Genomic DNA, 23,291 nt, shown 5'->3' with positions numbered 1-23,291 from the left:
ATGCTATCCTTCTACCAATAACTATGTAGAACAGGGTTAGTCTTTTTCAGCGATACTGGCTGGAGGCCAGTTTTCAAGACGCATACCTAAAGACAAGCCACGAGAGGCCAAAACGTCTTTAATTTCAGTAAGCGACTTCTTACCAAGGTTAGGAGTTTTTAACAACTCAACCTCAGTACGCTGAACAAGATCACCAATGTATTGGATCTGCTCTGCTTTTAAGCAGTTAGCAGAACGTACAGTTAATTCAAGATCGTCAACTGGTCTTAACAGAATTGGATCGAATTCAGGTTTTTCTTCTTTGCGCTCAGGCTCAGATACATCACGTAATTCTACGAACGCATCTAGCTGCTCAGCTAAGATGGTTGCAGCCCTGCGAATTGCTTCTTCAGGCTCAATCGTACCATTCGTCTCCATATCAATGACCAACTTGTCAAGGTCAGTACGCTGTTCAACACGTGCAGACTCTACCGCATAAGCGATACGCTCTACTGGGCTGAACGACGCATCAACCAACAAACGGCCAATTGGACGATCATCTTCTTCAGAGGAACGACGAGCAGAAGCCGGAACATAGCCACGTCCTTTCTGAACTTTGATGCGCATGTTTAATTCTGCGTCACCAGTTAAGTTACAAATGACATGATCCGGGTTTTTGATCTCCACATCACCATCGTGAGTGATATCAGCTGCAGTAACAGGGCCCGCACCTTTTTTACTTAAAGTAAGTGTCGCTTCGTCTTTCTCTTCGATTCGGACGGCTAAACCTTTTAAATTAAGCAATATTTCAATTACGTCTTCTATCACACCTTCTTTGGTACTGTATTCGTGTAATACACCGTCGATTTCCACTTCGGTAACCGCAGCACCAGGCATTGAAGACAATAATATACGTCTTAACGCATTTCCCAATGTATGACCAAAACCGCGTTCCATCGGCTCCAAGGTCACTTTTGCACGAAAAGGACCAAGACTCTCGATATCTACCAATCTCGGTTTAAGGAACTCAGTAACAGAACCCTGCATCGTTTCCTCTCTATTTTATTAACTTTACTTAGAGTAAAGTTCAACAATTAGCTGTTCGTTGATGTCTGCTGACAAGTCGCTACGCTCAGGTAAACGCTTGAAGACACCTTCTTTCTTCTCTGCATCCACTTCTAACCAAGTTGGCTTTTCACGTTGACCAGCCAACTCTAATGCAGATTGAATACGTGCTTGTTTCTTAGCTTTCTCACGAACTGCAACCACGTCTTCTGGTTTAACAGAAAAAGACGGAATGTTAACAACTTGGCCGTTAACAGTAATTGCTTTGTGACTAACCAATTGACGAGCTTCTGCACGAGTTGAAGCATAACCCATACGATAAACAACGTTATCTAGACGTTTTTCTAATAGGGCTAACAAGTTTTCACCTGTGTTACCTTTTAAACGTGCAGCTTCTTTATAATAGTTACGGAATTGCTTTTCTAATACACCGTAGATACGACGTACTTTTTGCTTTTCACGTAACTGTAAACCGTAGTCAGATAAACGACCACGACGTGCACCATGTTGACCAGGTGCTGTTTCGATATTACATTTTGAATCGATTGCTCGAACGCCGCTTTTTAAGAACAAGTCTGTTCCTTCACGACGACTGAGCTTCAGTTTTGGCCCTATATATCTTGCCATCTTTCTTCTCCGTTATCAGAGGAACACAATTAAACGCGACGTTTCTTAGGTGGACGACAGCCGTTATGAGGAATCGGCGTTACGTCAGTAATATTTGTAATTTTGTATCCAGTTGCATTTAATGCACGGATCGCAGACTCACGGCCTGGACCTGGACCATTTACAAATACTTCCAAATTCTTTAAACCATACTCTTGAGCAGCAACACCTGCTCTTTCAGCAGCAACCTGTGCAGCAAATGGAGTAGATTTACGTGAACCACGGAAACCTGAACCACCTGAAGTAGCCCAAGATAAAGCGTTACCTTGGCGATCAGTAATAGTTACGATTGTATTGTTGAAAGACGCATGGATATGAGCCATACCGTCTGCAACTTGACGTTTTGCGCGCTTACGCGTGCTACGTGCTGGAGCTTTAGCCATTATTCACTTCTCCTACTTATTTCTTAATAGGTTTACGAGGACCTTTACGCGTACGAGCGTTAGTCTTCGTTCTTTGACCGCGAACAGGCAAGCTACGACGATGACGTAGACCACGGAAACAACCTAAGTCCATCAAGCGCTTGATATTCATTGAAACTTCACGACGCAAATCACCCTCAACGGTGAACTTTGCTACCTCTTCACGAAGCAGGTCTAACTGAGCTTCATCTAAGTCTTTAATCTTAGTGTTCTCAGCAATACCAGATGCAGCACAAATTGCTTTTGCACGGGTTTTACCAACACCGTAAATTGATGTTAAACCAATTACCGTGTGCTTGTGTAGAGGAATGTTAATGCCAGCTATACGGGCCATTTAACGCACTCCTAATTTTATTAGCCTCAGCCGAAAAGCCCGTAAGGATACTCAAGCCGAGACTAGATTTCAAATAAAAAGACGAATTTCGTCCGATTTTTTAACCTTGACGTTGTTTGTGCTTAGGATCTGATGAACAAATCACACGAACAACCCCATGTCTTTTGATAACTTTACAGTTACGACAAATGGTTTTAACAGATGCACGAACTTTCATTTTCCAACTCCGTTAATGGGTTTGGCCTATCGGCCATAACCCTTTAAGTTAGCCTTCTTCAGCACAGATTCGTACTGACTAGACATCAGGTGTGTTTGCACTTGTGCCATAAAGTCCATTATTACAACAACTATGATTAATAAGGATGTTCCGCCAAAATAGAACTGAACATTCCAAAATACCATCATAAACTCTGGAACTAAACATACGAAGGTGATGTAAAGTGCGCCAGCTAACGTTAAGCGGGTCATAACTTTATCAATATATCGTGATGTTTGTTCACCTGGGCGAATACCCGGAATGAATGCACCAGACTTTTTCAAGTTGTCTGCAGTTTCTCTTGGATTAAATACCAATGCTGTATAAAAGAAGCAGAAGAATATAATCGCAGCAGCGTACAACATCATATACAAAGGTTGTCCTGGTGATAGCACTATGGCTATTTGAGCAATTGCTTCTGCAAATGCACTGTCACTTTGGCCAAACCAAGTCGCTATTGTACCTGGAAACAACATAATACTAGAAGCAAAAATTGGTGGAATTACACCCGCCATATTTACTTTTAGTGGTAAATGGGTACTTTGAGCCGCAAAAACTTTACGACCACGTTGCTGTTTTGCATAGTTTACAACGATACGACGCTGACCACGCTCAACAAACACAACAAAATAAGTTACCGCACAAACAATAATACCTATGATTAACAATAGAATCAGAGGTAACTCGCCCTGACGTGCCTGTTCAGCAGTCTGGCCGATAGCTGTTGGAAGACCGGCAACGATACCAGCAAAGATAATCATAGAGATACCATTGCCTATACCGCGTTCAGTAATTTGCTCACCCAACCACATTAAGAACATGGTACCGGTAACCAAACTCACAACAGCTGTGAAGTAAAAAGTAAAGCCAGGATCAATCACTAAGCCTGGAACCATGTTCGGCAGGCTATTGGCTATTGTGGTGGACTGGGCAATCGCTAACAACAGCGTTCCGTATCGAGTGTACTGACTGATTTTTTTGCGACCTGCCTCGCCTTCCTTTTTCAACTCTTGAAAAGTAGGGTGAATATGGGTCATCAGCTGCATAATAATAGATGCAGTAATGTACGGCATAATACCCAATGCTAACACTGACGCGCGCTCAAGTGCACCACCTGAGAACATGTTAAACATTGCTAACACGGTGTCTTTTTGTTGCTCGAACAACTGTGCAAGTACGGTTGGGTCAATACCTGGGATAGGTACATATGAACCAGCTCGGAAAATCACTAAAGCTCCAAATAAGAACCATAAGCGACGTTTTAATTCCGAAAGTCCGCCTTGCGTGCTGTTAAATTCCAGTCCTGGTTTAGCCATGGATCAATTATTCCTCGATTTTACCACCGGCAGCTTCAATCGCTTCACGTGCACCTTTAGTCACGCCTAAACCTTTTACAGTTAGAGCGCGAGCTACAGCACCAGATTTTAAAACCTTAACTGCCTCAATATGCTTCTTCACCAAACCAGCCGCTTTTAAAGAAGCTAAGTCTACTACATCACCCTCAACTTTAGCGATTTCAGTCAAAGTTACTTGATCTGAAACTAAAGATTTGCGTGATGTGAAACCAAACTTCGGCAAACGACGCTGAATTGGCATTTGACCGCCTTCAAATCCTGGCTTAACAGAACCACCTGAACGTGACTTCTGACCTTTGTGACCACGGCCACCTGTTTTACCTAAACCAGAACCGATACCACGACCAACACGTTTTTTATTGGTTTTTGCACCAGGAGCAGGACTAAGAGTATTTAAATACATGTATTAATCCTCCACCTTTACCATATAATATACCTGATTAATCATGCCGCGAACTGAAGGAGTATCTTCTAATTCAACAGTGTGATTAATCTTACGTAAACCTAAACCACGTAACGTTGCTTTATGCTTAGGTAAACGTCCGATAGAACTTTTGACTTGAGTCACTTTTACAGTTTTACCAGCCATGATGTTTACCCCAGAATCTCTTCAACGCTCAAACCACGCTTAGCAGCTACTTGAGCTGGAGACTTCATATCAGCCAAAGCGTTGATTGTAGCGCGAACTACGTTAATTGGATTGGTTGAGCCATAGCACTTAGAAAGTACGTTTTGTACGCCTGCAACTTCTAAAACTGCACGCATAGCACCACCAGCGATGATACCTGTACCTTCTGATGCTGGCTGCATGTATACTTTCGAACCAGAGTGACGACCCTTGATTGGGTGTTGTAACGTCTGACCTTTCAACTGTACAGTAACCATGTTACGACGCGCTTGTTCCATTGCTTTTTGAATAGCAGCAGGAACTTCACGAGCTTTACCGTAACCAAAGCCAACGCGACCGTTACCATCACCTACCACAGTCAAAGCTGTGAAGCTGAAGATACGACCACCTTTAACCACTTTAGAAACGCGGTTAACAGCGATTAGTTTTTCAGACAACTCTGGGTTGTTTTTAACTTCTGCATTATTAGCCATTGTTTACCCCTAGAATTGTAAGCCAGCTTCACGAGCTGCATCAGCTAATGCTTGAATGCGACCGTGATATTGGAAACCGCTACGGTCAAATGCAACTTTAGTTACACCTTTTTCAATTGCACGTTCTGCAATTGTTTTACCGATTAATTTAGCAGCTTCAACATTGCCAGTATATTTGATGCTTTCGCGAATGGTCTTTTCTACTGTAGAAGCAGAAGCCAATACCTCACCACCAGCTGGCGCGATTAATTGCGCGTAGATGTGGCGTGGTGTACGGTGAACGACCAATCTGTTGGCACCCAATTCTCTAATTTTTGCGCGTGCACGAGTTGCACGACGTAAACGAGATGCTTTCTTATCCATCGTATTACCCTACTTTTTCTTAGCTTCTTTACGTAGAACAACTTCATCTGCGTAGCGTACACCTTTACCTTTATAAGGCTCTGGTGGACGATAAGCGCGGATGTTTGCCGCTACTTGACCAACCAATTGCTTGTCAGCACCTTTAACCAAAATTTCAGTTTGGCTAGGGGTTTCAATTGTGATGCCTTCTGGCACCGCATAATCAACTGGGTGAGAGAAACCTAGAGTTAAGTTTAATGTTTTACCTTTTGCAGCAGCACGGTAACCAACACCGATTAACTGTAACTTACGCTCAAAACCTTTGCTCACACCAGTTACGATGTTATTAAGCAAAGCACGTGCAGTACCAGTTTGTGCTTGTGCACCGTCAAAGCCTTCGCGAGGCACAGTGCGTAAAACATTCTCTTCAAAAACAACTTCAACAGCTGGGTTGACGCTCAAACTTAATTGACCGTTAGCACCCTTAACTGTTACGTCTTGACCTGCAATCTTTACTTCAACGCCTGCAGGGATAGCGATAGGAGACTTACCTACTCGAGACATAATATTTCTCCTTACGCTACGTAACCGATGACTTCGCCACCCATGCCCGCTTTACGCGCTGCACGATCTGACATGATGCCTTTAGAAGTAGAAACGATAGCTACGCCCAAACCACCCATAACTTTAGGTAATTCGTTAGCCTTCTTATAAATACGAAGACCAGGACGGCTAACTCGAGAAATAGACTCGATTACTTCTTTGCCATTGAAATACTTTAACGTGACTTCAAGTTCTTTCTTCACGTCACCAGTTACCGCATAATTTTCGATAAAACCTTCAGCTTTTAAAACTTCAGCGATAGACACTTTAAGTTTTGATGAAGGCATAGTCACAGCCACTTTACGTGCAGCTTGACCATTACGAATGCGGGTGAACATATCCGCGATAGGATCTTGCATGCTCATAATTCGTTACTCCAGTCTGTAGCCGCTTACCAGCTTGCTTTTCTAAGTCCAGGGATTTCACCACGCATGCAAGCTTCACGTAATTTGATACGGCTTAAGCCGAATTTACGTAAATAACCATGCGGACGACCAGTTACGTTACAGCGATTACGCTGACGTGAACGAGCTGAATCACGCGGAAGACCTTGCAATTCTAAAACTGCTGCCCAACGCTCTTCTTCAGAAACATTTACGTCGCTGATTGTCGCTTTTAATGCTGCACGTTTGTCAGCATACTTTGCAACTAACTTTGCACGTTTTGCTTCACGTGCTTTCATTGATTGTTTAGCCATAACCCTACACCTATTTCTTAAACGGGAAGTTAAAGGCAGCCAGCAACGCACGACCTTCCTCGTCAGAACCCGCAGAGGTAGTGATAGTAATATCCATACCGCGTACTTTGTCGACTTTATCATAGTCGATTTCTGGGAAGATAATTTGCTCGCGTACACCCATGCTATAATTACCGCGGCCATCTAATTTAGACGGTAAGCCACGGAAGTCACGGATACGTGGGATGGCAATGGAAATCAAACGCTCTAAGAATTCCCACATACGCTCGCCACGTAGAGTTACTTTACAACCAATTGGATATCCTTCACGGATTTTAAAGCCTGCTACAGACTTGCGAGCTTTACATACAACTGGCTTTTGACCTGCGATAGCTGTTAAATCAGCTACTGCAAATTCTAAAGCTTTTTTGTCTGCAATCGCTTCGCCCACACCCATATTAAGGGTGATCTTTTCGATCCGAGGGACTTGCATGATACTTTTGTAACTGAACTGTTTGGTCAATTCAGCAACAACTGTATCTTTATAAAAATCATGCAGTTTCGCCATCGTTATACTCCAAACAAAATTAGATTAATTCGTTGTTAGACTTAAAGAAACGAACTTTCTTTTCGTCTTCCACACGAAAACCTACACGATCCGCTTTACCCGTTGCTGGGTTGAAGATCGCTACATTAGAAACATGTAAAGGTGCTTCACGGTCAACCAATCCGCCTTGCTCACCCGTATTTGGGTTAGGACGAACTGCTTTTTTAACCATGTTGATACCTTCAACAACTACTTTATCTTCGCTCGTTAAAACAGATAAAACTTTACCAGTTTTACCTTTATCTTTACCGGCGATTACAATGACTTGGTCATTACTACGAATCTTTGCTGCCATAATAAGCTCCTATAGAACCTCTGGCGCCAGAGAAACGATTTTCATGAACTTTTCTGTACGTAGTTCACGCGTTACTGGACCAAAGATACGTGTACCGATTGGCGCATGCTGTGTATTTAAAAGTACTGCAGCATTACCATCAAAACGGATCAAAGAACCATCTTGACGACGAACGCCTTTTCTGGTGCGAACGACCACCGCGTTGTATACGTCACCTTTCTTAACTTTACCGCGAGGATTTGCTTCCTTAACGGTAACTTTAATGATGTCGCCTACACCTGCGTAACGGCGGTGCGATCCACCTAGAACCTTGATACATTGAACGCTACGAGCGCCGCTATTGTCAGCAACGTCTAGCATTGTTTGCATTTGGATCATTTCGTGCTCCGCTTCTATTAAAAAAAACACCCACTTTTAGGCCTGGCTGCCTTAAGGGCGCGGCATTATACCACATGTTTTTAAAAATCATAGATAAAAAAATGACCGGAACCAAAAAGGTACCGGTCATTTTCGAAATTTATTTAAGCTAAGGTAATTATTAAGCTTTTTGTGCTTTTTCTACGATATCTACCAAAGTCCAAGATTTGTTCTTAGAAATTGGACGACATTCGCGAATAGTCACTACGTCACCTTGGCCACAAGAGTTTGACTCATCGTGAGCGTGAATTTTAGTCGTACGACGGATAAATTTACCGTAGATTGGGTGTTTTACAAAACGCTCAATCGCTACAACGATAGACTTGTCCATTTTATCACTAATTACACGCCCTTGAAGCGTACGGATTTTAGATTCGCTCATTACGCACCTGCCTTGCTATTTAACACAGTTTTTACACGTGCAATATTACGACGAACTTGCTTCAATAAATGAGTTTGAGAAAGTTGACCTGTGCTTAATTGCATACGCAAGTTAAATTGCTCACGTAACAATTCTAAAAGTTCAGCTTTTAACTCTTCAACTGATTTGTCTTTTAATTCGTTCGCGTTCATTACATTACCGTCCGAGTTACAAAGGTTGTTTTAAATGGCAACTTTGCTGCTGCTAAAGCAAAAGCTTCACGTGCCAATTCTTCTGGAACACCTTCCATTTCGTATAACATACGACCTGGCTGAATTTGGCATACCCAGTATTCAACACTACCTTTACCTTTACCCATACGTACTTCAAGCGGCTTTTTAGTAATTGGCTTGTCTGGGAATACACGGATCCAGATTTTACCTTGACGCTTAACGTGACGAGTCATCGCACGACGTGCAGCTTCAATCTGACGCGCAGTCATACGACCACGTTCAGTTGCTTTTAAGCCAAAGCTACCGAAGCTTACTTTGTTACCGCTGGTGGCAGCACCGCGGTTACGCAATTTAAACTGCTTGCGAAACTTGGTTCTTTTTGGCTGTAACATTAACGATCTCCTTGCGGCTTACGAGACTTGCCTTTAGGCTTGCGCTCGTTTTTCTTAGGCTCTTCAACTGGTGCGTTAGCAAGTGGTAAACCACCTAATACTTCACCTTTGAAGATCCAAACTTTAACACCGATGATACCGTAAGTAGTTAAAGCTTCTGCAGTCGCGTAATCGATATCTGCACGTAAAGTGTGAAGAGGAACACGACCTTCACGGTACCATTCAGCACGTGCAATTTCAGCACCACCTAAACGGCCGCTAACTTCAACTTTGATACCTTTAGCGCCTAAACGCATTGCGTTTTGAACAGCACGCTTCATAGCGCGACGGAACATAACACGACGCTCTAATTGGCTAGCGATGCCTTCAGCTACTAAGTTAGCATCTAACTCAGGCTTACGAACTTCACTAATGTTGATCTGTGCAGGTACACCTGCTAACTGAGCAACTTTAACGCGAAGTTTTTCAACGTCTTCGCCTTTTTTACCAATTACGATACCAGGACGAGCTGTGTGAATAGTCACACGAATACTCTTAGCTGGACGCTCAATAACGATGCGTGAAACTGAAGCTTTTTTCAATTCTTCAGTTAAGTACTTACGTACTTGGAAATCGCTATTTAACGTGCTAGCAAATTCTTGTGAACCGGCATACCAAGTAGCACTCCATGGTTTAGTGATACCAAGGCGAATACCGGTAGGATGTACTTTCTGACCCATAATTATTCTCCTTGACTATCCGCTACAACCACAGTGATGTGGCTAGTACGCTTGATGATACGGTCAGCACGGCCTTTAGCACGTGGTCTAATACGCTTCATTACTGGGCCTTCATCTACAAAGATTTTTGCCACAGACAATTCATCGATATCAGCACCTTCATTGTGCTCAGCGTTAGCAATAGCAGACATTAATACTTTTTTGATTAAATCAGCGCCTTTTTTCGGGCTGAAAGACAAAATGTCTAATGCTTGTGCTACAGGCAAACCGCGCACTTGATCTGCAACCAAACGACCTTTCTGAGGAGAAAGGCGGGCAAATTTGTGTTTAGCTAAAACTTGCATCATTCACCCCTTACTTCTTCTTCGCTTTTTTATCAGCAGCGTGGCCGCGATAAGTACGAGTTGGTGCAAATTCACCCAATTTGTGACCGATCATTTCATCAGTAACAAAGACTGGAACATGTTGACGGCCATTGTGAACAGCGATGGTCAATCCGATCATATCAGGTATGATCATTGAGCGACGAGACCAAGTTTTAATAGGTTTCTTGTTCCCGCTTTCCACCGCAGTTTCAACCTTCTTCAACAAGTGTAGGTCAATAAATGGACCTTTCTTGAGAGAACGTGGCATGGTGTTTCCTCACAAATTATTTATTACGACGACGCACGATATATTTATCAGTACGCTTGTTCTTACGAGTTTTGTAACCTTTAGTAGGTGTACCCCAAGGTGATACTGGATGACGGCCACCAGAAGTACGACCTTCACCACCACCGTGTGGGTGATCAACCGGGTTCATTGCAACACCACGAACTGTAGGTCGCACACCACGCCAGCGTTTTGCACCAGCTTTACCCAATTGACGTAACATGTGTTCAGCATTACCAACTTCACCGATAGTTGCACGGCAGTCAGCTAATACTTTACGCATTTCACCTGAACGTAAACGCACAGTTACATATGCACCTTCACGCGCTACGATTTGTACGTATGCACCTGCAGAGCGAGCAATTTGCGCACCTTTACCTGGTTGTAATTCAACTGCGTGAACAGTTGTACCAACAGGAATGTTACGCATTGGTAATGTGTTACCTGCTTTGATTGGTGCATCAACACCAGAAGCAATTGCATCACCAGCACTTATGCCTTTAGGCGCAAGAATGTAACGACGCTCACCATCTGCATAAAGTACTAACGCGATGTTCGCGCTACGGTTTGGATCATATTCCAAACGCTCAACTTTAGCTGGGATACCGTCTTTGTTACGTTTGAAGTCGATAACACGGTAGTGATTTTTATGACCACCGCCGATGTGACGTACAGTAATACGACCATTGTTGTTACGACCACCAGACTTTGAATTTTTTTCTAGCAAAGGAGCGTATGGTGCACCTTTGTGCAACTCTGGGTTAACCACTTTAACTACATGGCGACGACCCGGAGAAGTAGGCTTACACTTAACTATAGCCATTTGTCATATCCTCCTGTTACTCAGCGCCGCCAACGAAGTCTAACTCGCTACCTTCAGCAAGTTTAACGTAGGCTTTTTTCCAATCGCTACGGCGACCGAAACGCGCACCGAAACGCTTAGTTTTACCTTTCACGTTTACAGTTGTTACGCTTTCAACTTTTACGTCTTCGAATAAAGCTTCTACAGCAGCTTTTACTTCTGCTTTAGTTGCATCTTTAACTACTTTAAATACGATAGTATTTTGAGTTTCAGCTGTAACCGTTGCTTTTTCAGAAATGTGTGGACCTAAAATGACTTTTAGACAACGTTCTTGACTGATCATGCTAACGCCTCCTCAAGTTTCTTAACCGCACCAGCTGTGATTAACACTTTTTCGAATGCAATTAAGCTAACAGGGTCGATACCTTGAGTATCACGTACGTCAACTTTAACTAAGTTACGTGCCGCTAAGAATAAGTTCTCTTCAACTTCTTCTGCTACGATTAATACGTCGCTTAACTCTAACTCGTTTAACTTAGCAACTAATGCTTTAGTTTTTGGAGAGTCTACACTGAACTGTTCAACAACAACTAAACGCTCTTGACGAACTAATTCAGATAAAATGCTGCGGATTGCGCCACGGTACATTTTACGGTTAACTTTCTGGCTGTGGTCCTGAGGACGAGCAGCGAAAGTTACACCACCAGAGCGCCAAATTGGGCTCTTAACAGTACCAGCACGAGCGCGACCTGTTCCTTTTTGGCGGAAAGGTTTTGCTGTTGTACCAGTTACTTCTGCACGAGTTTTTTGCTTGCGCGAACCTTGGCGAGCTGCTGCTGCGTATGCAACTACAACTTGATGCACTAAAGCTTCGTTAAACTCACGTCCAAAGGTAGCGTCAGAAACTTCAAGCGCGCCAGATGCGTCTTTTAATGCTAATTCCATCATCTGTCTCCTCTAGACTAAGCTTTAACCGCTGGTTTAACGATAACGTTACCATTGGTAGCACCAGGTACTGCACCTTTTACTAACAATAAGTTACGTTCTGCGTCAACGCGTACAACTTCTAGGTTTTGAGTCGTTACACGCTCAGCGCCCATGTGACCGGCCATTTTCTTACCTTTGAATACTTTACCTGGTGATTGGTTTTGACCAATTGAACCTGGTGCACGGTGAGAAAGTGAGTTACCGTGAGTCATATCTTGACGGTGGAAATTCCAACGCTTGATTGCACCCGCGAAACCTTTACCTTTAGAAGTACCAGTAACGTCTACTTTTTTAATTTCAGAGAAAAGTTCTACTTTAATCTCTGAACCAACTTCGATGCCCTCGCCTTCGCCGTCTTCTAGACGGAATTCCCATAAACCACGACCAGCTTCAACATTTGCTTTAGCAAAGTGACCTGCTTGTGCTTTATTAACGCGACTTGCTTTCTTCGCGCCAGTGGTAACCTGAAGTGCACGGTAACCGTCTGAATCGACAGTTTTAACCTGAGTGACACGGTTGGCTTCAACTTCGATGACCGTAACAGGTACAGACGCTCCATCTTCAGTGAAGATGCGAGTCATACCTACTTTACGTCCGACTAAACCAATAGCCATGTTTAAAACCTCTTAACTTTCAAATTGCTGTTAGCCAAGGCTGATTTGAACATCAACACCAGCAGCCAAATCTAATCTCATCAATGCGTCAACTGTTTTATCAGTTGGCTCAACAATGTCTAGCATGCGCTTATGAGTACGTAATTCGTACTGGTCGCGAGCATCTTTGTTAACGTGAGGTGAGATTAAAACAGTGTATTTCTCTTTGCGAGTTGGCAAAGGAATCGGACCACGCACTTGTGCGCCGGTACGTTTAGCTGTTTCAACAATTTCCATCGTTGATTGGTCAATCAGACGATGATCAAATGCTTTTAATCGAATGCGAATTCTTTGATTTGGCATTGACCAAGCTCCAATAATAAAGAACGAAATAAAATAAACACCGCCCAGCACACATTCAATATTTGTGAGGGAGTGTTCGGCATAATATTGAATCCATATCGGATTCGTTGTTTCTACATCTGTGCCTATCTGGTTAACTGCTATAAACAGCCACTACAGAAAGTACGCAAATGTCCGTCAATAAATGTAGAGAAATAAGTCACTACAAACGGTGGTGGCGAATTATACAAACTTTCTGCCTGAATGCAACGTAAAGTTGATTGTTTTATCTTAAATTTCTAGCTAGTTATTTTTGTTGAACCGCGCTAAGCGAGATCCTCGCAATTTCTTATGGCTTGGGTATACTCAAAAATAACAAGGCGTTAGGGACCTGTACAGCATATGACAGACAATAAATTTTACCAAAACCTCACCCGTTTATTACGAGAAATCCACCAAAGCACCCATTTTGCGGATATTTTACCCAAACTTGAAGCGGAAATATTGGTGCTGTTTAACTGTGAACGCATGACAGTCTATCAACGCAACAAAAACAGTTACGACATAGTCTCTCGATACAAATCAGGCAATGAGTTAAAGGAAATACGCGTTCCAATTGGTCCACAATCTATTGCTGGGTATGTCGCATTTAGTAAAGAGCCATTGATTATTCAAGATCCCTACGATTCGGCAGAACTACAAATGATTCACCCTAAGCTTAAATTTGCATCTCGGTTTGATAAACAAACTAATTTTAAATCGCGCAATATGTTGGTGGTGCCAATAATCGCCAATGATGTATTGCTTGGGGTATTGCAGCTAATTAATGTTACCAATAAACCATGTTTCGACGATACCGACAAAGAAAAAGCTTATGAACTCGCATCATTCTTAGGACAAAAGTTTAGATACGAATTAGGCGGTACTAAAGCGCCATTTGAATACTTGGTTCACGAACAGCTTATTAGCCAAAAGCAACTGAGCGCTTGCGAAGAACAAGCAAAAGACTATTCCGATTTAATTCGTCGCTTGCTTGAAGATGTCAAACTACAAAATGCGGATATAGGCAAATCACTCGAAGTTTATTATCAAGTTAAATACATCAATGCCAATACGACATTGCAGCCTCACCCGGCGAATAACCACTTAAATACTCAATACAAACGAAAGAATTTGGTGGTCATTTTAGCCAACCCTGAAATGCACCCAATAATAGTTATGGCTCAACCCACGAATGCAACGCTACTGTTAGAAGTAGAAAGTGCTACTGGCTTGGTCAATTATGAGTTGTGTGTAGCGCTACCGGACGATATCTTAAAGTTGATTGGTGGCTCTGGTGCTACAGAGGATAACTCCGCTGAACTGGGTGAAATTTTAGATGAAATCGAAGACGCCACTGACGATGGCGACATTTCCGATGATGACAGTCCAAATGAAGAGGCGCCCGCAGTCGTGCGTTTGGTCAATCGCGTATTACAAGATGGCAAACGGTTAGACGCTTCTGATATTCATATTGACCCAGGTAAAGGAAAATCACCGACTAAAGTTAGAATGCGTATTGACGGTGTCTGCCAAGAAATTATCCAAATTCCACATTCGCATCATGCAGCGACCATAGCAAGAATTAAGATATTGGCTCGGTTAGATATTGCAGAAAAACGTCTACCACAAGATGGCAAATTCGCGGTTAAAATAAATGGTAATTTGGTTGAGGTGCGTGTAGCAACTATACCCACGGTATTTGGTGAAGGTGTGGTAATGCGTATTTTAGCCTCGGGCGGTGCAATGCCTTTCAGTGCACTGAATTTATCGCAACGCAACTATCAAATGCTGGATCAGTTAATTCAACATCCGCATGGAATTCTATTAGTTGTCGGTCCAACGGGTTCAGGTAAAACCACTACATTGCACGCGGTATTGGGTAAATTGAATACACCAGATAAGAAAATTTGGACAGCCGAAGACCCAGTAGAGATCACTCAGCCCGGTTTGCAACAAGTGCAAATGAATAACAAAATAGGGTTTGATTTCAAAACCGCGCTTCGGGCTTTTTTACGCGCCGACCCAGACATTATATTAATTGGTGAAATGCGTGACCGAGAAACCGCGCATGCAGGTGTTGAAGCATCACTAACTGGTCACCTAGTGTTATCGACATTGCATACAAATTCTGCACCAGAAACCATAACTCGTTTATTAGACTTAGGTTTAGACCCAGTTAACTTTTCAGATGCTTGTTTAGGTATATTGGCTCAACGCCTTATTCGAACACTATGCAAAGCGTGTAAACAGCAATATCAACCAGACGCTGTCGAATTAGAATTTTTGCGCCGCCAATACGGTGAAGAATATTTCGATGAACTGGGCATAAACACTGCCGAACTGAAGTTATATAAAGCAGCAGGCTGCGATCACTGCGCCCATTCTGGTTATAAAGGCCGAACGGGTATACATGAATTACTGCGAATGACGCCGGCGCTGCGACAACTTGTATATAAAGAAGCATCTGTACCAGAAATGAAAGTGCAATGCATTCAAGATGGTATGCGCACATTGGTGCAAGATGGCATAATCAAAGTATTACAAGGCGATACTGATTTTGCTCAGCTTCAAAAAATTACCGCTGCTGAAGATTAGCGCCATAACCAATAGAAAAAATCGATTAAGTTAAGCGCAAAAACCTTAACCTTTAGTGGTTTTTGCGCATTTAATTCGTTGTTAAACTAAACTTCCTGCTAAATTAAAAAAATCCGCAGCCAAGTTGCGCTTTTTATGGTATAAAGTGCGCCCTTTTTGAACAGAGTAATGATCTAACCAGCTAAATTTGGAGTATGAATGCCAACTTCTATGCCTGACATCGCCAACCAATCCGCAGCCCAACATGAGGGCGAATTAGATTGGGTAGGCATGAGCGAAATTGAAGTGCCGATAATGATTGCAGCAAAAGACGAACATGAACGCGCAGTCAGTGCACGTGTTGAAGCTTTTGTGAATCTAACTCAGGCGAAAGCTAAAGGTATTCACATGTCTCGCTTGTATTTATTGCTGGATCAGCTTTCAACGGAAGGTAGTTTAACCAAAGAAAGTTTAACTCAACTACTGAATGACTTCATTGATAGTCACGAAGAGCTGAGTGATAAAGCTTTCGTAAAGTTTACTTTTGACTATCATATGCGTCGTCGTTCACTCATTAGTGGCAAACAAGGTTGGAAAGCCTACCCTGTTACCATTATTGGCTATTTTGCTGAAGGCCAAATAACGACCGAAATGCAGGTCGATGTACCATACTCATCGACTTGCCCATGTTCGGCGGCTTTAGCACGCCAACTTATTCAACAAGCTTTCAGTGAAAAGTTTGGAGAAGAAAATGCGTTGGATGCGAAAGAAGTTAGACAATGGTTAGGTACGACCGAAGGCATTGTGGCAACCCCACATAGCCAACGCAGCATTGCCGAAGTAAAAGTTAAACTAGCAGATGAAGTAACGGGTTTTCCAATTACCGATATCGTCGACACTGTTGAACAAGCATTAAAAACGCCGGTACAAGCAGCGGTAAAACGTGAAGACGAGCAAGAGTTTGCACGGTTAAATGGACAAAACTTAATGTTTTGTGAAGACGCTGGCAGACGCTTAAAACACGCGTTAAACCAAATACCTGGTTATTTAGATTTCTGGATTAGAGTTAACCATTACGAATCATTGCATGCGCACGATGCAGTGAGTGTTTCAACCAAAGGAATAGCGGGCGGGTATAGAGCCTACTAGAATATACATATTCAATTTTAATGAATGTTTATTCATTAAAATTGAATTAAAATTAGTCAACTATAAAAAAATGATTGCGTGGAGCCATTTAAGCCAAACATCATTTTAATAGAAGTTAACTACATTTTGGCCGAAAAACTCGGCAACATAATCACATATATCGACACAATGGCGTGTTGAGAGACAAGTATTGCAAGATCGAATAGATTGATTTTAATGCGAGAAAACATTATCGTATTAGGTTCTGTCGAAAATTTAACTGAATGAAAATACATGGTAGCGATGCGCACGTAATGTCGTCGTAATTAACTTTACGTACTAACTTTGCAAGCCGTACGCAGAAACCCATGGGCCTCGGAGGTTTTGAATGAAACTATATGACGCTAGCCAGTCAAAAGATAACTGTGGATTTGGCCTAATCGCGCATATGGATGGTGAAGCGAGCCATAAATTGGTTCGCACTGCGATTGGTGCGTTAGATCGAATGAAACACCGTGGTGGTATTGCTGCCGACGGTAAAACGGGTGATGGCTGTGGTTTGTTAATGCAAAAGCCAGATACCTTCTTTAGAGCTATCGCTGAAGAGAATAACTGGAAGCTCGCTGCTAATTACGGCGTAGGTACAGTATTTCTAAGCCAAGATGCAGAAAAAGCTGCATTTGCGCGCAAAGTAATTGAAGAGGAGCTTCAGCGCGAAACTCTGACTGTTGTCGGCTGGCGTGTTATGCCAACTAACAACGAAACTTTAGGTGAAATTGCTGCCTCACAACTACCGCGTTTTGAGCAAATTTTCTGTAATGCACCTACTGGTTGGAAAGACATTGATTTAGAGCGTCGTTTATACATTGCACGTCGTCGTATCGAAAAACGTATCACTGACGATGCAGACTTCTACATTGCAACTCTTTCAGGCTTAGTAACAGTTTACAAAGGCTTAGTTATGCCTGCTGATTTGCCTGCATTTTATGAAGATTTGGCTGATCTTCGTATGCAATCAGCTATTTGTGTATTCCACCAACGCTTTTCGACAAATACATTACCTCGCTGGAAACTGGCACAGCCTTTCCGTTTCTTAGCGCACAATGGTGAAATCAACACAATTAAAGCAAACCGTCAATGGGCGCTTGCGCGTACGAGCAAGTTTGCGACACCTATTTTACCTGACATGAAAGATGCAGCACCTTATGTAAATACAGAAGGTTCTGACTCATCGTCGTTAGACAACATGTTAGAGCTATTATTAGCCGGTGGTTTAGACTTATTCCGAGCAATGCGTTTGCTTGTGCCACCAGCATGGCAAAATAACCCAGATATGTCCCAAGAGTTAAAATCATTTTACGAGTTTAACTCAATGCATATGGAACCATGGGACGGCCCAGCTGGTATCGTATTAACTAACGGTCGCCACGTTGCTTGTAACCTAGATAGAAATGGTTTGCGTCCTGCACGTTACGTAATCACGACTAACCGCTTTATCACGCTAGCATCAGAAGTTGGTATTTGGGAATACTCTCCTGATGAAGTTGTAGAGAAAGGCCGTGTTGGTCCAGGTGAGATGTTGGCTGTTGATACCAAAACAGGCCAGTTATGGCGTAGTAACGAAATCGACCAAGATTTAAAAGATCGTCACCCATACGGTGAATGGTTAGCAGAAAACGTCCGTCACCTAACGCCACCTTCAGAATGTGACCCATCACTTTCTGGCAAGCGTGATTATGATGACGCACAATTAGCGGTTTACCATAAGTTATTCAACTACAGCTACGAAGAAATCGATCAAGTTGTAAAAGTATTAGCTATTAATGGTCAAGAAGCGGTTGGCTCTATGGGTGATGACACCCCTATGGCTGTATTGTCTCGCAAACACCGTACAGTGTATGACTACTTCCGCCAAATGTTTGCTCAGGTTACCAACCCACCAATCGACCCATTACGTGAAAACCATGTAATGAGTTTACAAACCTGTATTGGTGTAGAGCAAAACGTATTTAGCGAAACCACAAGCCATGCAAATCGTATTTTATTTGAATCGCCTGTATTAATGTATACAGACTTAGTTCAACTAAAAGCGACTGACAATACACATTACGCAACTGAAACCTTCAGCTTAAACTATGATCCGCAAAAAGAAGATCTACAAAGTGCCATTAAGCGCATTGTTGCTGAAGCAGTAACTGCAGTTAAAGAGCGTAACGTCGTTATCTTAATCTTGTCAGACCGTGATATCGAAAAAGGTTTATTGCCTGTTCCTGCGGCTATGGCTGTTGGTGCATTGCAACAGGGTTTATTAGACAATCAATTACGTTGTGACAGCAACATTGTTGTTGAAACCGCATCAGCTAGAGACCCACACCACTTTGCAGTATTAATTGGTTTAGGTGCGACTGCTGTATATCCTTACCTTGCTTACGAAACAATTGAACAACTAGCAGATAAAAAAGCAATCTCAACAGATGCACGCACTGCTATTGCCAACTACCGTAAAGGTATTGGTAAAGGCTTGTTCAAAATTATGTCGAAAATGGGTATTTCAACCATTGCGAGTTATCGTTGCTCTCAGTTATTTGAAGCTATCGGCATCAATGACGACGTTATGGAAAGCTGTTTCCGCGGCATTACAAGTCGAATTCAAGGTGCTGACTTTGGTGATTTCCAACAGGATTTAATCAACTTAGAACGCATTGCATGGTTACCGCGTAAAAAAATGACGCACGGTGGTTTATTAAAATTTGTCCACGGTGAGGAATACCACACTTACAACCCTGATGTAGTCAATACCCTACACACAGCGGTTCGCAGTGGTGAATATTCAGACTATTTAGAATTTGCAAAGATTGTCAATGAGCGCCCTGTTTCAACGATTCGAGACTTATTTAAAGTTAAAGCAGGTCAAGCAATTGATGTAAGCGAAGTAGAGCCGGCGGAAAACTTATTCCCTCGTTTTGACACCGCTGCTATGTCAATTGGTGCATTAAGCCCTGAAGCACATGAGTCATTAGCGATTGCAATGAACCGTTTAGGCGGTAACTCAAACTCAGGTGAAGGTGGTGAAGATCCAAAACGTTATGGTACAGAGCGCAACTCAAAAATCAAACAGGTTGCTTCTGGTCGTTTCGGTGTGACGCCACACTACTTAGTTAATGCTAGCATTATCCAAATTAAAGTAGCTCAAGGTGCTAAACCTGGTGAAGGTGGTCAGTTACCGGGTGATAAAGTTAACCCTTACATTGCAACATTACGTTACTCTGTACCGGGCGTAACCCTTATTTCGCCTCCACCACATCATGATATTTATTCAATTGAAGATTTGGCTCAGCTAATTTTCGATTTAAAACAAGTTAATCCAACTGCACTTATCTCTGTTAAGTTAGTATCAGAGCCTGGTGTTGGTACTATCGCAACTGGTGTAGCTAAAGCATATGCAGATTTAATCACTGTATCTGGTTACGACGGTGGTACAGCAGCAAGCCCATTAACTTCCGTTAAATATGCAGGTTCGCCTTGGGAATTAGGTGTTGCTGAAACTCAACAAGCACTTGTTGAAAATAATTTACGTCATAAAGTTCGTTTACAAACCGATGGTGGTTTAAAAACTGGTTTAGACGTGGTTAAAGCAGCCTTGTTAGGTGCTGAAAGTTTTGGTTTTGGCACTGGCCCTATGGTTGTATTAGGTTGTAAATACTTACGTATTTGTCACTTAAACAACTGTGCAACTGGTGTTGCAACTCAAGACGAAAAATTACGTGCAAATAACTATCACGGTTTACCAGACATGTGTGAAAACTACTTCCGCTTTATTGCGCAAGAAGTACGTGAAATCATGGCTCAATTAGGTATCCGTAAGTTTAACGACTTAATTGGTCGCACAGACTTGTTAGAAGTAATTGAAGGTCAAACAGTTAAACAACAAAAACTAGATTTATCTGGCTTGTTGTACAACTGTGAACCGACAGCTGCAACAGCACGTCACTGTACAGAGAAGAAAAATCCTCCGTACGATGAAGGCGCGTTAAACTTAAAAATGTTAGCTGAAGTTAAAGATACTGTTGCAAACAAATCAGGTGGCGTATTCCGCTTCTCAGTACAAAATACTGACCGCTCTGTCGGTGCATTGGTTAGTGGTGAAATTGCTAAACACCACGGCAACACTGGCATGCAAAGCGCACCAATCACAATTAACTTAACTGGTACTGTCGGTCAAAGTTTTGGTGTATGGAATGCTGGCGGCTTAAACATGATTTTAACCGGCGACGCAAACGACTACGTTGGTAAAGGTATGGCTGGCGGTAAGCTAGTAGTACGTTCACCAAAAGGCGTAAGCTATAAATCTCACGAAAGTGCGATTATCGGTAACACCTGTTTATACGGTGCAACTGGCGGTAAATTATTTGCAGCTGGCCGTGCGGGTGAGCGTTTCGGCGTACGTAACTCTGGTGCAACTGCAGTGGTCGAAGGTACAGGTGATAACGGTTGTGAGTACATGACTGGCGGTATCATGGTTATCTTAGGCTCAGTAGGCGTTAACTTTGGTGCAGGTATGACAGGCGGTTTCGCTTACATTCTTGACGAAAACGACAACCTAGCAGAAAAATTAAACAAAGAGTTAGTAGAAGCGACTTCATTCGAAGATAAAAGCATTCTAGTAGAACACTTACGTGGTTTAATTAACCAACACTTTGAAGAAACAGGCAGTGAGCGCGCAGGTGATACCCTGAAAAACTTCAACGCTTACTTACCTAAGTTTAAGTTGGTTAAACCTAAAGCAAATGATGTTAATAACTTACTTGGTCACATCAGTCGTTCTTCTGATGAGCTAAGAGTCGAGATCAAGTAAGGAGATTGTGATGAGCAAAAACGTATATCAATTTATGGACGTAGAACGTATTGATCCGCCCAAAAAGCCGATTGATACGCGTAAAATTGAGTTTGTAGAAATTTATGAACCTTTAAGTGATTCACAAGCAGCAGGCCAAGCAGATCGTTGCTTGGACTGTGGTAATCCATACTGTGAGTGGAAATGTCCAGTGCATAACTATATTCCACAGTGGTTAGATTTAGCGAATCAAGGTCGTATTTGGGAAGCTGCAGAGCTTTCGCACAAAACCAATAGCTTGCCAGAAGTTTGTGGCCGTGTATGTCCACAAGATCGTTTATGTGAAGGTTCTTGTACCTTAAACGACGAATTCGGTGCGGTAACTATAGGTTCAATTGAAAAGTACATTACCGACACAGCTTTCAAACAAGGCTGGCGTCCAGATATGTCAAATGTTGTTAAAACTGATAAGAAAGTCGCCATTGTTGGTGCTGGTCCTGCAGGTTTAGCAGCAGCTGATGTATTAGTACGTAACGGCGTAAAACCAGTTGTATTTGATAAATACGAAGAAATTGGTGGTTTGTTAACTTTTGGTATCCCAGCATTCAAATTAGAAAAAGACGTAATTACTTTACGTCGTCAAATTTTCGAAGAGATGGGTATCGAGTTTGTTTTGAACACTGAAGTTGGTAAAGACGTACAATTCCAAGAATTGATTGACCAATACGACGCAGTATTTTTAGGTATGGGTACTTACAAGTACATGAAAGGTGGCTTTGAAAATGAAGACGCTGATGGTGTATTTGACGCATTACCATTCTTGATTTCAAACACCAACCGTTTAATCGGCTTAGAAAAATCACCTGAAGATTTCATTGATATGAAAGGCAAAAAAGTGGTTGTTCTAGGTGGTGGTGATACCGCGATGGACTGTGTACGTACATCAATCCGTCAAGACGCTGAAAAAGTAACTTGTGCATATCGTCGTGACGAGCAAAACATGCCAGGTTCACGTCGTGAAGTTCAAAACGCACGTGAAGAAGGTGTTGAGTTTGAATTTAACGTCCAACCTTTAGCGATTAAAGTTGACGCTAACGGTAAAGCGACCGGTGTTGAGTTTGTACGCACACAAATGGGTGCACCAGATGCAAACGGCCGTCGCCGCGCAGAAAAAGTTGAAGGTTCAGAGTTTGTAATGGAATGTGATGCAGTAGTTGTTGCATTCGGTTTCCAACCTAACCCAGCACCTTGGTTAGCTGACTATGGTGTAGAGCTTGACCAGTGGGACCGCGTAAAAGCACCTGCTGACGGTCAATTTAAATATCAAACCAGCAATGAAAAAATCTTCGCTGGTGGTGATATGGTTCGTGGTGCAGACTTAGTAGTAACTGCAATTGACGAAGGCCGTAAAGCTGCAGAAGGTATTTTGGATTATTTAGAAGTTTAAACTAAATAATTTAAACCGATTAAAAAACCCAGCTGGCGCTTAATGCCGATCAGTTAAGCAATAAATAG

31 protein-coding genes are annotated in these 23,291 nt (G+C 42.4%); 4 read left to right on the top strand and 27 right to left on the bottom strand.

Annotation, left to right across the window (positions count from 1 at the left end):
• Positions 1–36 precede the first annotated feature (36 nt).
• The 27 genes from DS2_RS13045 to rpsJ form a co-directional block, all read right to left on the bottom strand.
• Entirely contained in the window at positions 37–1,026 is a 990-nt protein-coding gene (locus DS2_RS13045) for a DNA-directed RNA polymerase subunit alpha (RefSeq protein ID WP_035015265.1), read from the bottom strand.
• A gap of 24 nt (positions 1,027–1,050) precedes the next feature.
• Positions 1,051–1,671 carry a 30S ribosomal protein S4 gene (gene rpsD / locus DS2_RS13040; RefSeq protein WP_035015264.1) on the bottom strand — a complete coding sequence of 207 codons (621 nt, stop codon included), beginning with the start codon at positions 1,669–1,671 and terminating at the stop codon, positions 1,051–1,053.
• 29 nt (positions 1,672–1,700) lie between these two features.
• Positions 1,701–2,093 carry a 30S ribosomal protein S11 gene (gene rpsK, locus DS2_RS13035; RefSeq protein WP_016955052.1) on the bottom strand — a complete coding sequence of 131 codons (393 nt, stop codon included), beginning with the start codon at positions 2,091–2,093 and terminating at the stop codon, positions 1,701–1,703.
• Positions 2,094–2,109: 16 nt separating this feature from the next.
• Positions 2,110–2,466, bottom strand: coding sequence for a 30S ribosomal protein S13 (gene rpsM, locus DS2_RS13030; RefSeq protein ID WP_016955053.1), 357 nt, complete (start codon positions 2,464–2,466; stop codon positions 2,110–2,112).
• Between the two features lie 100 nt (positions 2,467–2,566).
• Entirely contained in the window at positions 2,567–2,683 is a 117-nt protein-coding gene (gene rpmJ / locus DS2_RS20310) for a 50S ribosomal protein L36 (protein ID WP_016955054.1), read from the bottom strand.
• Positions 2,684–2,709: 26 nt separating this feature from the next.
• Complete coding sequence (gene secY, locus DS2_RS13025; RefSeq protein WP_016955055.1) at positions 2,710–4,038, bottom strand: preprotein translocase subunit SecY; 1,329 nt, start codon at positions 4,036–4,038, stop codon at positions 2,710–2,712.
• 7 nt (positions 4,039–4,045) lie between these two features.
• The gene (gene rplO, locus DS2_RS13020; protein WP_035015263.1) at positions 4,046–4,480 is read right to left on the bottom strand and encodes a 50S ribosomal protein L15; all 435 of its coding nucleotides are present in this window, start codon (positions 4,478–4,480) and stop codon (positions 4,046–4,048) included.
• A gap of 3 nt (positions 4,481–4,483) precedes the next feature.
• Entirely contained in the window at positions 4,484–4,666 is a 183-nt protein-coding gene (gene rpmD / locus DS2_RS13015; protein ID WP_035015262.1) for a 50S ribosomal protein L30, read from the bottom strand.
• Positions 4,667–4,671: 5 nt separating this feature from the next.
• Positions 4,672–5,178, bottom strand: a complete 507-nt coding sequence (gene rpsE / locus DS2_RS13010) for a 30S ribosomal protein S5 (RefSeq protein WP_035015261.1) — start codon at positions 5,176–5,178, stop codon at positions 4,672–4,674.
• Between the two features lie 9 nt (positions 5,179–5,187).
• The gene (gene rplR / locus DS2_RS13005; RefSeq protein ID WP_035015260.1) at positions 5,188–5,541 is read right to left on the bottom strand and encodes a 50S ribosomal protein L18; all 354 of its coding nucleotides are present in this window, start codon (positions 5,539–5,541) and stop codon (positions 5,188–5,190) included.
• Positions 5,542–5,550: 9 nt separating this feature from the next.
• Positions 5,551–6,084: a 50S ribosomal protein L6 gene (gene rplF / locus DS2_RS13000; protein WP_035015258.1), complete on the bottom strand. Its 534-nt coding sequence runs from the start codon at positions 6,082–6,084 to the stop codon at positions 5,551–5,553.
• 11 nt (positions 6,085–6,095) lie between these two features.
• On the bottom strand, positions 6,096–6,488 hold the full coding sequence (gene rpsH / locus DS2_RS12995; RefSeq protein WP_035015257.1) for a 30S ribosomal protein S8: 393 nt from the start codon (positions 6,486–6,488) through the stop codon (positions 6,096–6,098).
• Between the two features lie 26 nt (positions 6,489–6,514).
• Positions 6,515–6,820: a 30S ribosomal protein S14 gene (gene rpsN / locus DS2_RS12990; protein WP_035015256.1), complete on the bottom strand. Its 306-nt coding sequence runs from the start codon at positions 6,818–6,820 to the stop codon at positions 6,515–6,517.
• Between the two features lie 10 nt (positions 6,821–6,830).
• Positions 6,831–7,367, bottom strand: a complete 537-nt coding sequence (gene rplE, locus DS2_RS12985) for a 50S ribosomal protein L5 (protein ID WP_035015255.1) — start codon at positions 7,365–7,367, stop codon at positions 6,831–6,833.
• 19 nt (positions 7,368–7,386) lie between these two features.
• Positions 7,387–7,701 (bottom strand): 50S ribosomal protein L24, encoded by a 315-nt coding sequence (gene rplX, locus DS2_RS12980; protein ID WP_035015254.1) that lies wholly within the window; start codon positions 7,699–7,701, stop codon positions 7,387–7,389.
• Positions 7,702–7,710: 9 nt separating this feature from the next.
• Positions 7,711–8,079: a 50S ribosomal protein L14 gene (gene rplN, locus DS2_RS12975; protein ID WP_035015299.1), complete on the bottom strand. Its 369-nt coding sequence runs from the start codon at positions 8,077–8,079 to the stop codon at positions 7,711–7,713.
• 160 nt (positions 8,080–8,239) lie between these two features.
• Positions 8,240–8,500, bottom strand: coding sequence for a 30S ribosomal protein S17 (gene rpsQ / locus DS2_RS12970; protein WP_035015253.1), 261 nt, complete (start codon positions 8,498–8,500; stop codon positions 8,240–8,242).
• Positions 8,500–8,691: a 50S ribosomal protein L29 gene (rpmC, locus tag DS2_RS12965; protein ID WP_035015252.1), complete on the bottom strand. Its 192-nt coding sequence runs from the start codon at positions 8,689–8,691 to the stop codon at positions 8,500–8,502. Before rpmC ends, rpsQ begins: the two co-directional genes overlap by 1 nt.
• Positions 8,691–9,104, bottom strand: a complete 414-nt coding sequence (gene rplP / locus DS2_RS12960) for a 50S ribosomal protein L16 (protein WP_035015250.1) — start codon at positions 9,102–9,104, stop codon at positions 8,691–8,693. The genes rpmC and rplP overlap by 1 nt, the downstream gene beginning before the upstream one ends.
• Positions 9,104–9,823, bottom strand: a complete 720-nt coding sequence (rpsC, locus tag DS2_RS12955; protein ID WP_035015249.1) for a 30S ribosomal protein S3 — start codon at positions 9,821–9,823, stop codon at positions 9,104–9,106. Before rpsC ends, rplP begins: the two co-directional genes overlap by 1 nt.
• A 2-nt stretch (positions 9,824–9,825) precedes the next feature.
• Complete coding sequence (gene rplV / locus DS2_RS12950) at positions 9,826–10,167, bottom strand: 50S ribosomal protein L22 (protein WP_035015248.1); 342 nt, start codon at positions 10,165–10,167, stop codon at positions 9,826–9,828.
• Between the two features lie 10 nt (positions 10,168–10,177).
• Positions 10,178–10,456: a 30S ribosomal protein S19 gene (gene rpsS / locus DS2_RS12945; RefSeq protein WP_016955071.1), complete on the bottom strand. Its 279-nt coding sequence runs from the start codon at positions 10,454–10,456 to the stop codon at positions 10,178–10,180.
• Between the two features lie 16 nt (positions 10,457–10,472).
• A complete protein-coding gene (gene rplB / locus DS2_RS12940) occupies positions 10,473–11,297 on the bottom strand; it encodes a 50S ribosomal protein L2 (protein WP_035015247.1) in 825 nt (274 codons plus the stop codon).
• Positions 11,298–11,313: 16 nt separating this feature from the next.
• Positions 11,314–11,619 carry a 50S ribosomal protein L23 gene (rplW, locus tag DS2_RS12935; RefSeq protein ID WP_016955073.1) on the bottom strand — a complete coding sequence of 102 codons (306 nt, stop codon included), beginning with the start codon at positions 11,617–11,619 and terminating at the stop codon, positions 11,314–11,316.
• Positions 11,616–12,221: a 50S ribosomal protein L4 gene (gene rplD, locus DS2_RS12930; RefSeq protein WP_035015246.1), complete on the bottom strand. Its 606-nt coding sequence runs from the start codon at positions 12,219–12,221 to the stop codon at positions 11,616–11,618. The genes rplW and rplD overlap by 4 nt, the downstream gene beginning before the upstream one ends.
• A 17-nt stretch (positions 12,222–12,238) precedes the next feature.
• Positions 12,239–12,877 carry a 50S ribosomal protein L3 gene (gene rplC, locus DS2_RS12925; protein ID WP_035015245.1) on the bottom strand — a complete coding sequence of 213 codons (639 nt, stop codon included), beginning with the start codon at positions 12,875–12,877 and terminating at the stop codon, positions 12,239–12,241.
• A 30-nt stretch (positions 12,878–12,907) separates the two neighbouring features.
• Positions 12,908–13,219 (bottom strand): 30S ribosomal protein S10, encoded by a 312-nt coding sequence (rpsJ, locus tag DS2_RS12920; RefSeq protein ID WP_035015244.1) that lies wholly within the window; start codon positions 13,217–13,219, stop codon positions 12,908–12,910.
• 381 nt (positions 13,220–13,600) lie between these two features.
• Here rpsJ and DS2_RS12915 point away from each other — a divergent pair, with 381 nt between their 5' ends.
• The 4 genes from DS2_RS12915 to DS2_RS12900 all read left to right on the top strand — a co-directional run bounded on the left by DS2_RS12915 (position 13,601) and on the right by DS2_RS12900 (position 23,223).
• A complete protein-coding gene (locus tag DS2_RS12915) occupies positions 13,601–15,835 on the top strand; it encodes a GspE/PulE family protein (protein ID WP_035015243.1) in 2,235 nt (744 codons plus the stop codon).
• 198 nt (positions 15,836–16,033) lie between these two features.
• A complete protein-coding gene (folE2, locus tag DS2_RS12910; protein ID WP_035015242.1) occupies positions 16,034–16,963 on the top strand; it encodes a GTP cyclohydrolase FolE2 in 930 nt (309 codons plus the stop codon).
• A gap of 367 nt (positions 16,964–17,330) precedes the next feature.
• Positions 17,331–21,797 (top strand): glutamate synthase large subunit, encoded by a 4,467-nt coding sequence (gltB, locus tag DS2_RS12905; protein WP_035015241.1) that lies wholly within the window; start codon positions 17,331–17,333, stop codon positions 21,795–21,797.
• 10 nt (positions 21,798–21,807) lie between these two features.
• Positions 21,808–23,223 carry an FAD-dependent oxidoreductase gene (locus DS2_RS12900; RefSeq protein ID WP_035015240.1) on the top strand — a complete coding sequence of 472 codons (1,416 nt, stop codon included), beginning with the start codon at positions 21,808–21,810 and terminating at the stop codon, positions 23,221–23,223.
• The last annotated feature ends 68 nt before the right edge of the window (positions 23,224–23,291 follow it).

The sequence above is a fragment of the Catenovulum agarivorans DS-2 genome (assembly GCF_000568405.1).
In the GTDB taxonomy this organism is placed as follows: Bacteria; Pseudomonadota; Gammaproteobacteria; order Enterobacterales; family Alteromonadaceae; genus Catenovulum; species Catenovulum agarivorans_A.
Note: the sequence above shows the minus strand (reverse complement) of the source record. Positions and strands in the feature narration are given on the sequence as shown.

What these genes read in the sequence shown, in the direction of transcription:
- rpmC (WP_035015252.1), bottom strand. Translation starts at nt 8,691, where the DNA reads ATGAACGCGAACGAATTAAAAGACAAATCAGTTGAAGAGTTAAAAGCT.
- DS2_RS12900 (WP_035015240.1), top strand. Translation starts at nt 21,808, where the DNA reads ATGAGCAAAAACGTATATCAATTTATGGACGTAGAACGTATTGATCCG.
- rpsH (WP_035015257.1), bottom strand. Translation starts at nt 6,488, where the DNA reads ATGAGCATGCAAGATCCTATCGCGGATATGTTCACCCGCATTCGTAAT.
- rplN (WP_035015299.1), bottom strand. Translation starts at nt 8,079, where the DNA reads ATGATCCAAATGCAAACAATGCTAGACGTTGCTGACAATAGCGGCGCT.
- rpsN (WP_035015256.1), bottom strand. Translation starts at nt 6,820, where the DNA reads ATGGCTAAACAATCAATGAAAGCACGTGAAGCAAAACGTGCAAAGTTA.
- rplD (WP_035015246.1), bottom strand. Translation starts at nt 12,221, where the DNA reads ATGGAATTAGCATTAAAAGACGCATCTGGCGCGCTTGAAGTTTCTGAC.
- rplB (WP_035015247.1), bottom strand. Translation starts at nt 11,297, where the DNA reads ATGGCTATAGTTAAGTGTAAGCCTACTTCTCCGGGTCGTCGCCATGTA.
- rpsC (WP_035015249.1), bottom strand. Translation starts at nt 9,823, where the DNA reads ATGGGTCAGAAAGTACATCCTACCGGTATTCGCCTTGGTATCACTAAA.
- rpsD (WP_035015264.1), bottom strand. Translation starts at nt 1,671, where the DNA reads ATGGCAAGATATATAGGGCCAAAACTGAAGCTCAGTCGTCGTGAAGGA.
- rpsE (WP_035015261.1), bottom strand. Translation starts at nt 5,178, where the DNA reads ATGGCTAATAATGCAGAAGTTAAAAACAACCCAGAGTTGTCTGAAAAA.
- DS2_RS12915 (WP_035015243.1), top strand. Translation starts at nt 13,601, where the DNA reads ATGACAGACAATAAATTTTACCAAAACCTCACCCGTTTATTACGAGAA.
- gltB (WP_035015241.1), top strand. Translation starts at nt 17,331, where the DNA reads ATGAAACTATATGACGCTAGCCAGTCAAAAGATAACTGTGGATTTGGC.
- rplC (WP_035015245.1), bottom strand. Translation starts at nt 12,877, where the DNA reads ATGGCTATTGGTTTAGTCGGACGTAAAGTAGGTATGACTCGCATCTTC.
- rpmD (WP_035015262.1), bottom strand. Translation starts at nt 4,666, where the DNA reads ATGGCTGGTAAAACTGTAAAAGTGACTCAAGTCAAAAGTTCTATCGGA.
- DS2_RS13045 (WP_035015265.1), bottom strand. Translation starts at nt 1,026, where the DNA reads ATGCAGGGTTCTGTTACTGAGTTCCTTAAACCGAGATTGGTAGATATC.
- secY (WP_016955055.1), bottom strand. Translation starts at nt 4,038, where the DNA reads ATGGCTAAACCAGGACTGGAATTTAACAGCACGCAAGGCGGACTTTCG.
- rpsK (WP_016955052.1), bottom strand. Translation starts at nt 2,093, where the DNA reads ATGGCTAAAGCTCCAGCACGTAGCACGCGTAAGCGCGCAAAACGTCAA.
- rplP (WP_035015250.1), bottom strand. Translation starts at nt 9,104, where the DNA reads ATGTTACAGCCAAAAAGAACCAAGTTTCGCAAGCAGTTTAAATTGCGT.
- rpmJ (WP_016955054.1), bottom strand. Translation starts at nt 2,683, where the DNA reads ATGAAAGTTCGTGCATCTGTTAAAACCATTTGTCGTAACTGTAAAGTT.
- rplR (WP_035015260.1), bottom strand. Translation starts at nt 5,541, where the DNA reads ATGGATAAGAAAGCATCTCGTTTACGTCGTGCAACTCGTGCACGCGCA.
- rpsS (WP_016955071.1), bottom strand. Translation starts at nt 10,456, where the DNA reads ATGCCACGTTCTCTCAAGAAAGGTCCATTTATTGACCTACACTTGTTG.
- rplO (WP_035015263.1), bottom strand. Translation starts at nt 4,480, where the DNA reads ATGTATTTAAATACTCTTAGTCCTGCTCCTGGTGCAAAAACCAATAAA.
- folE2 (WP_035015242.1), top strand. Translation starts at nt 16,034, where the DNA reads ATGCCAACTTCTATGCCTGACATCGCCAACCAATCCGCAGCCCAACAT.
- rplE (WP_035015255.1), bottom strand. Translation starts at nt 7,367, where the DNA reads ATGGCGAAACTGCATGATTTTTATAAAGATACAGTTGTTGCTGAATTG.
- rplX (WP_035015254.1), bottom strand. Translation starts at nt 7,701, where the DNA reads ATGGCAGCAAAGATTCGTAGTAATGACCAAGTCATTGTAATCGCCGGT.
- rpsQ (WP_035015253.1), bottom strand. Translation starts at nt 8,500, where the DNA reads ATGAGCGAATCTAAAATCCGTACGCTTCAAGGGCGTGTAATTAGTGAT.
- rplW (WP_016955073.1), bottom strand. Translation starts at nt 11,619, where the DNA reads ATGATCAGTCAAGAACGTTGTCTAAAAGTCATTTTAGGTCCACACATT.
- rplF (WP_035015258.1), bottom strand. Translation starts at nt 6,084, where the DNA reads ATGTCTCGAGTAGGTAAGTCTCCTATCGCTATCCCTGCAGGCGTTGAA.
- rpsM (WP_016955053.1), bottom strand. Translation starts at nt 2,466, where the DNA reads ATGGCCCGTATAGCTGGCATTAACATTCCTCTACACAAGCACACGGTA.
- rplV (WP_035015248.1), bottom strand. Translation starts at nt 10,167, where the DNA reads ATGCAAGTTTTAGCTAAACACAAATTTGCCCGCCTTTCTCCTCAGAAA.
- rpsJ (WP_035015244.1), bottom strand. Translation starts at nt 13,219, where the DNA reads ATGCCAAATCAAAGAATTCGCATTCGATTAAAAGCATTTGATCATCGT.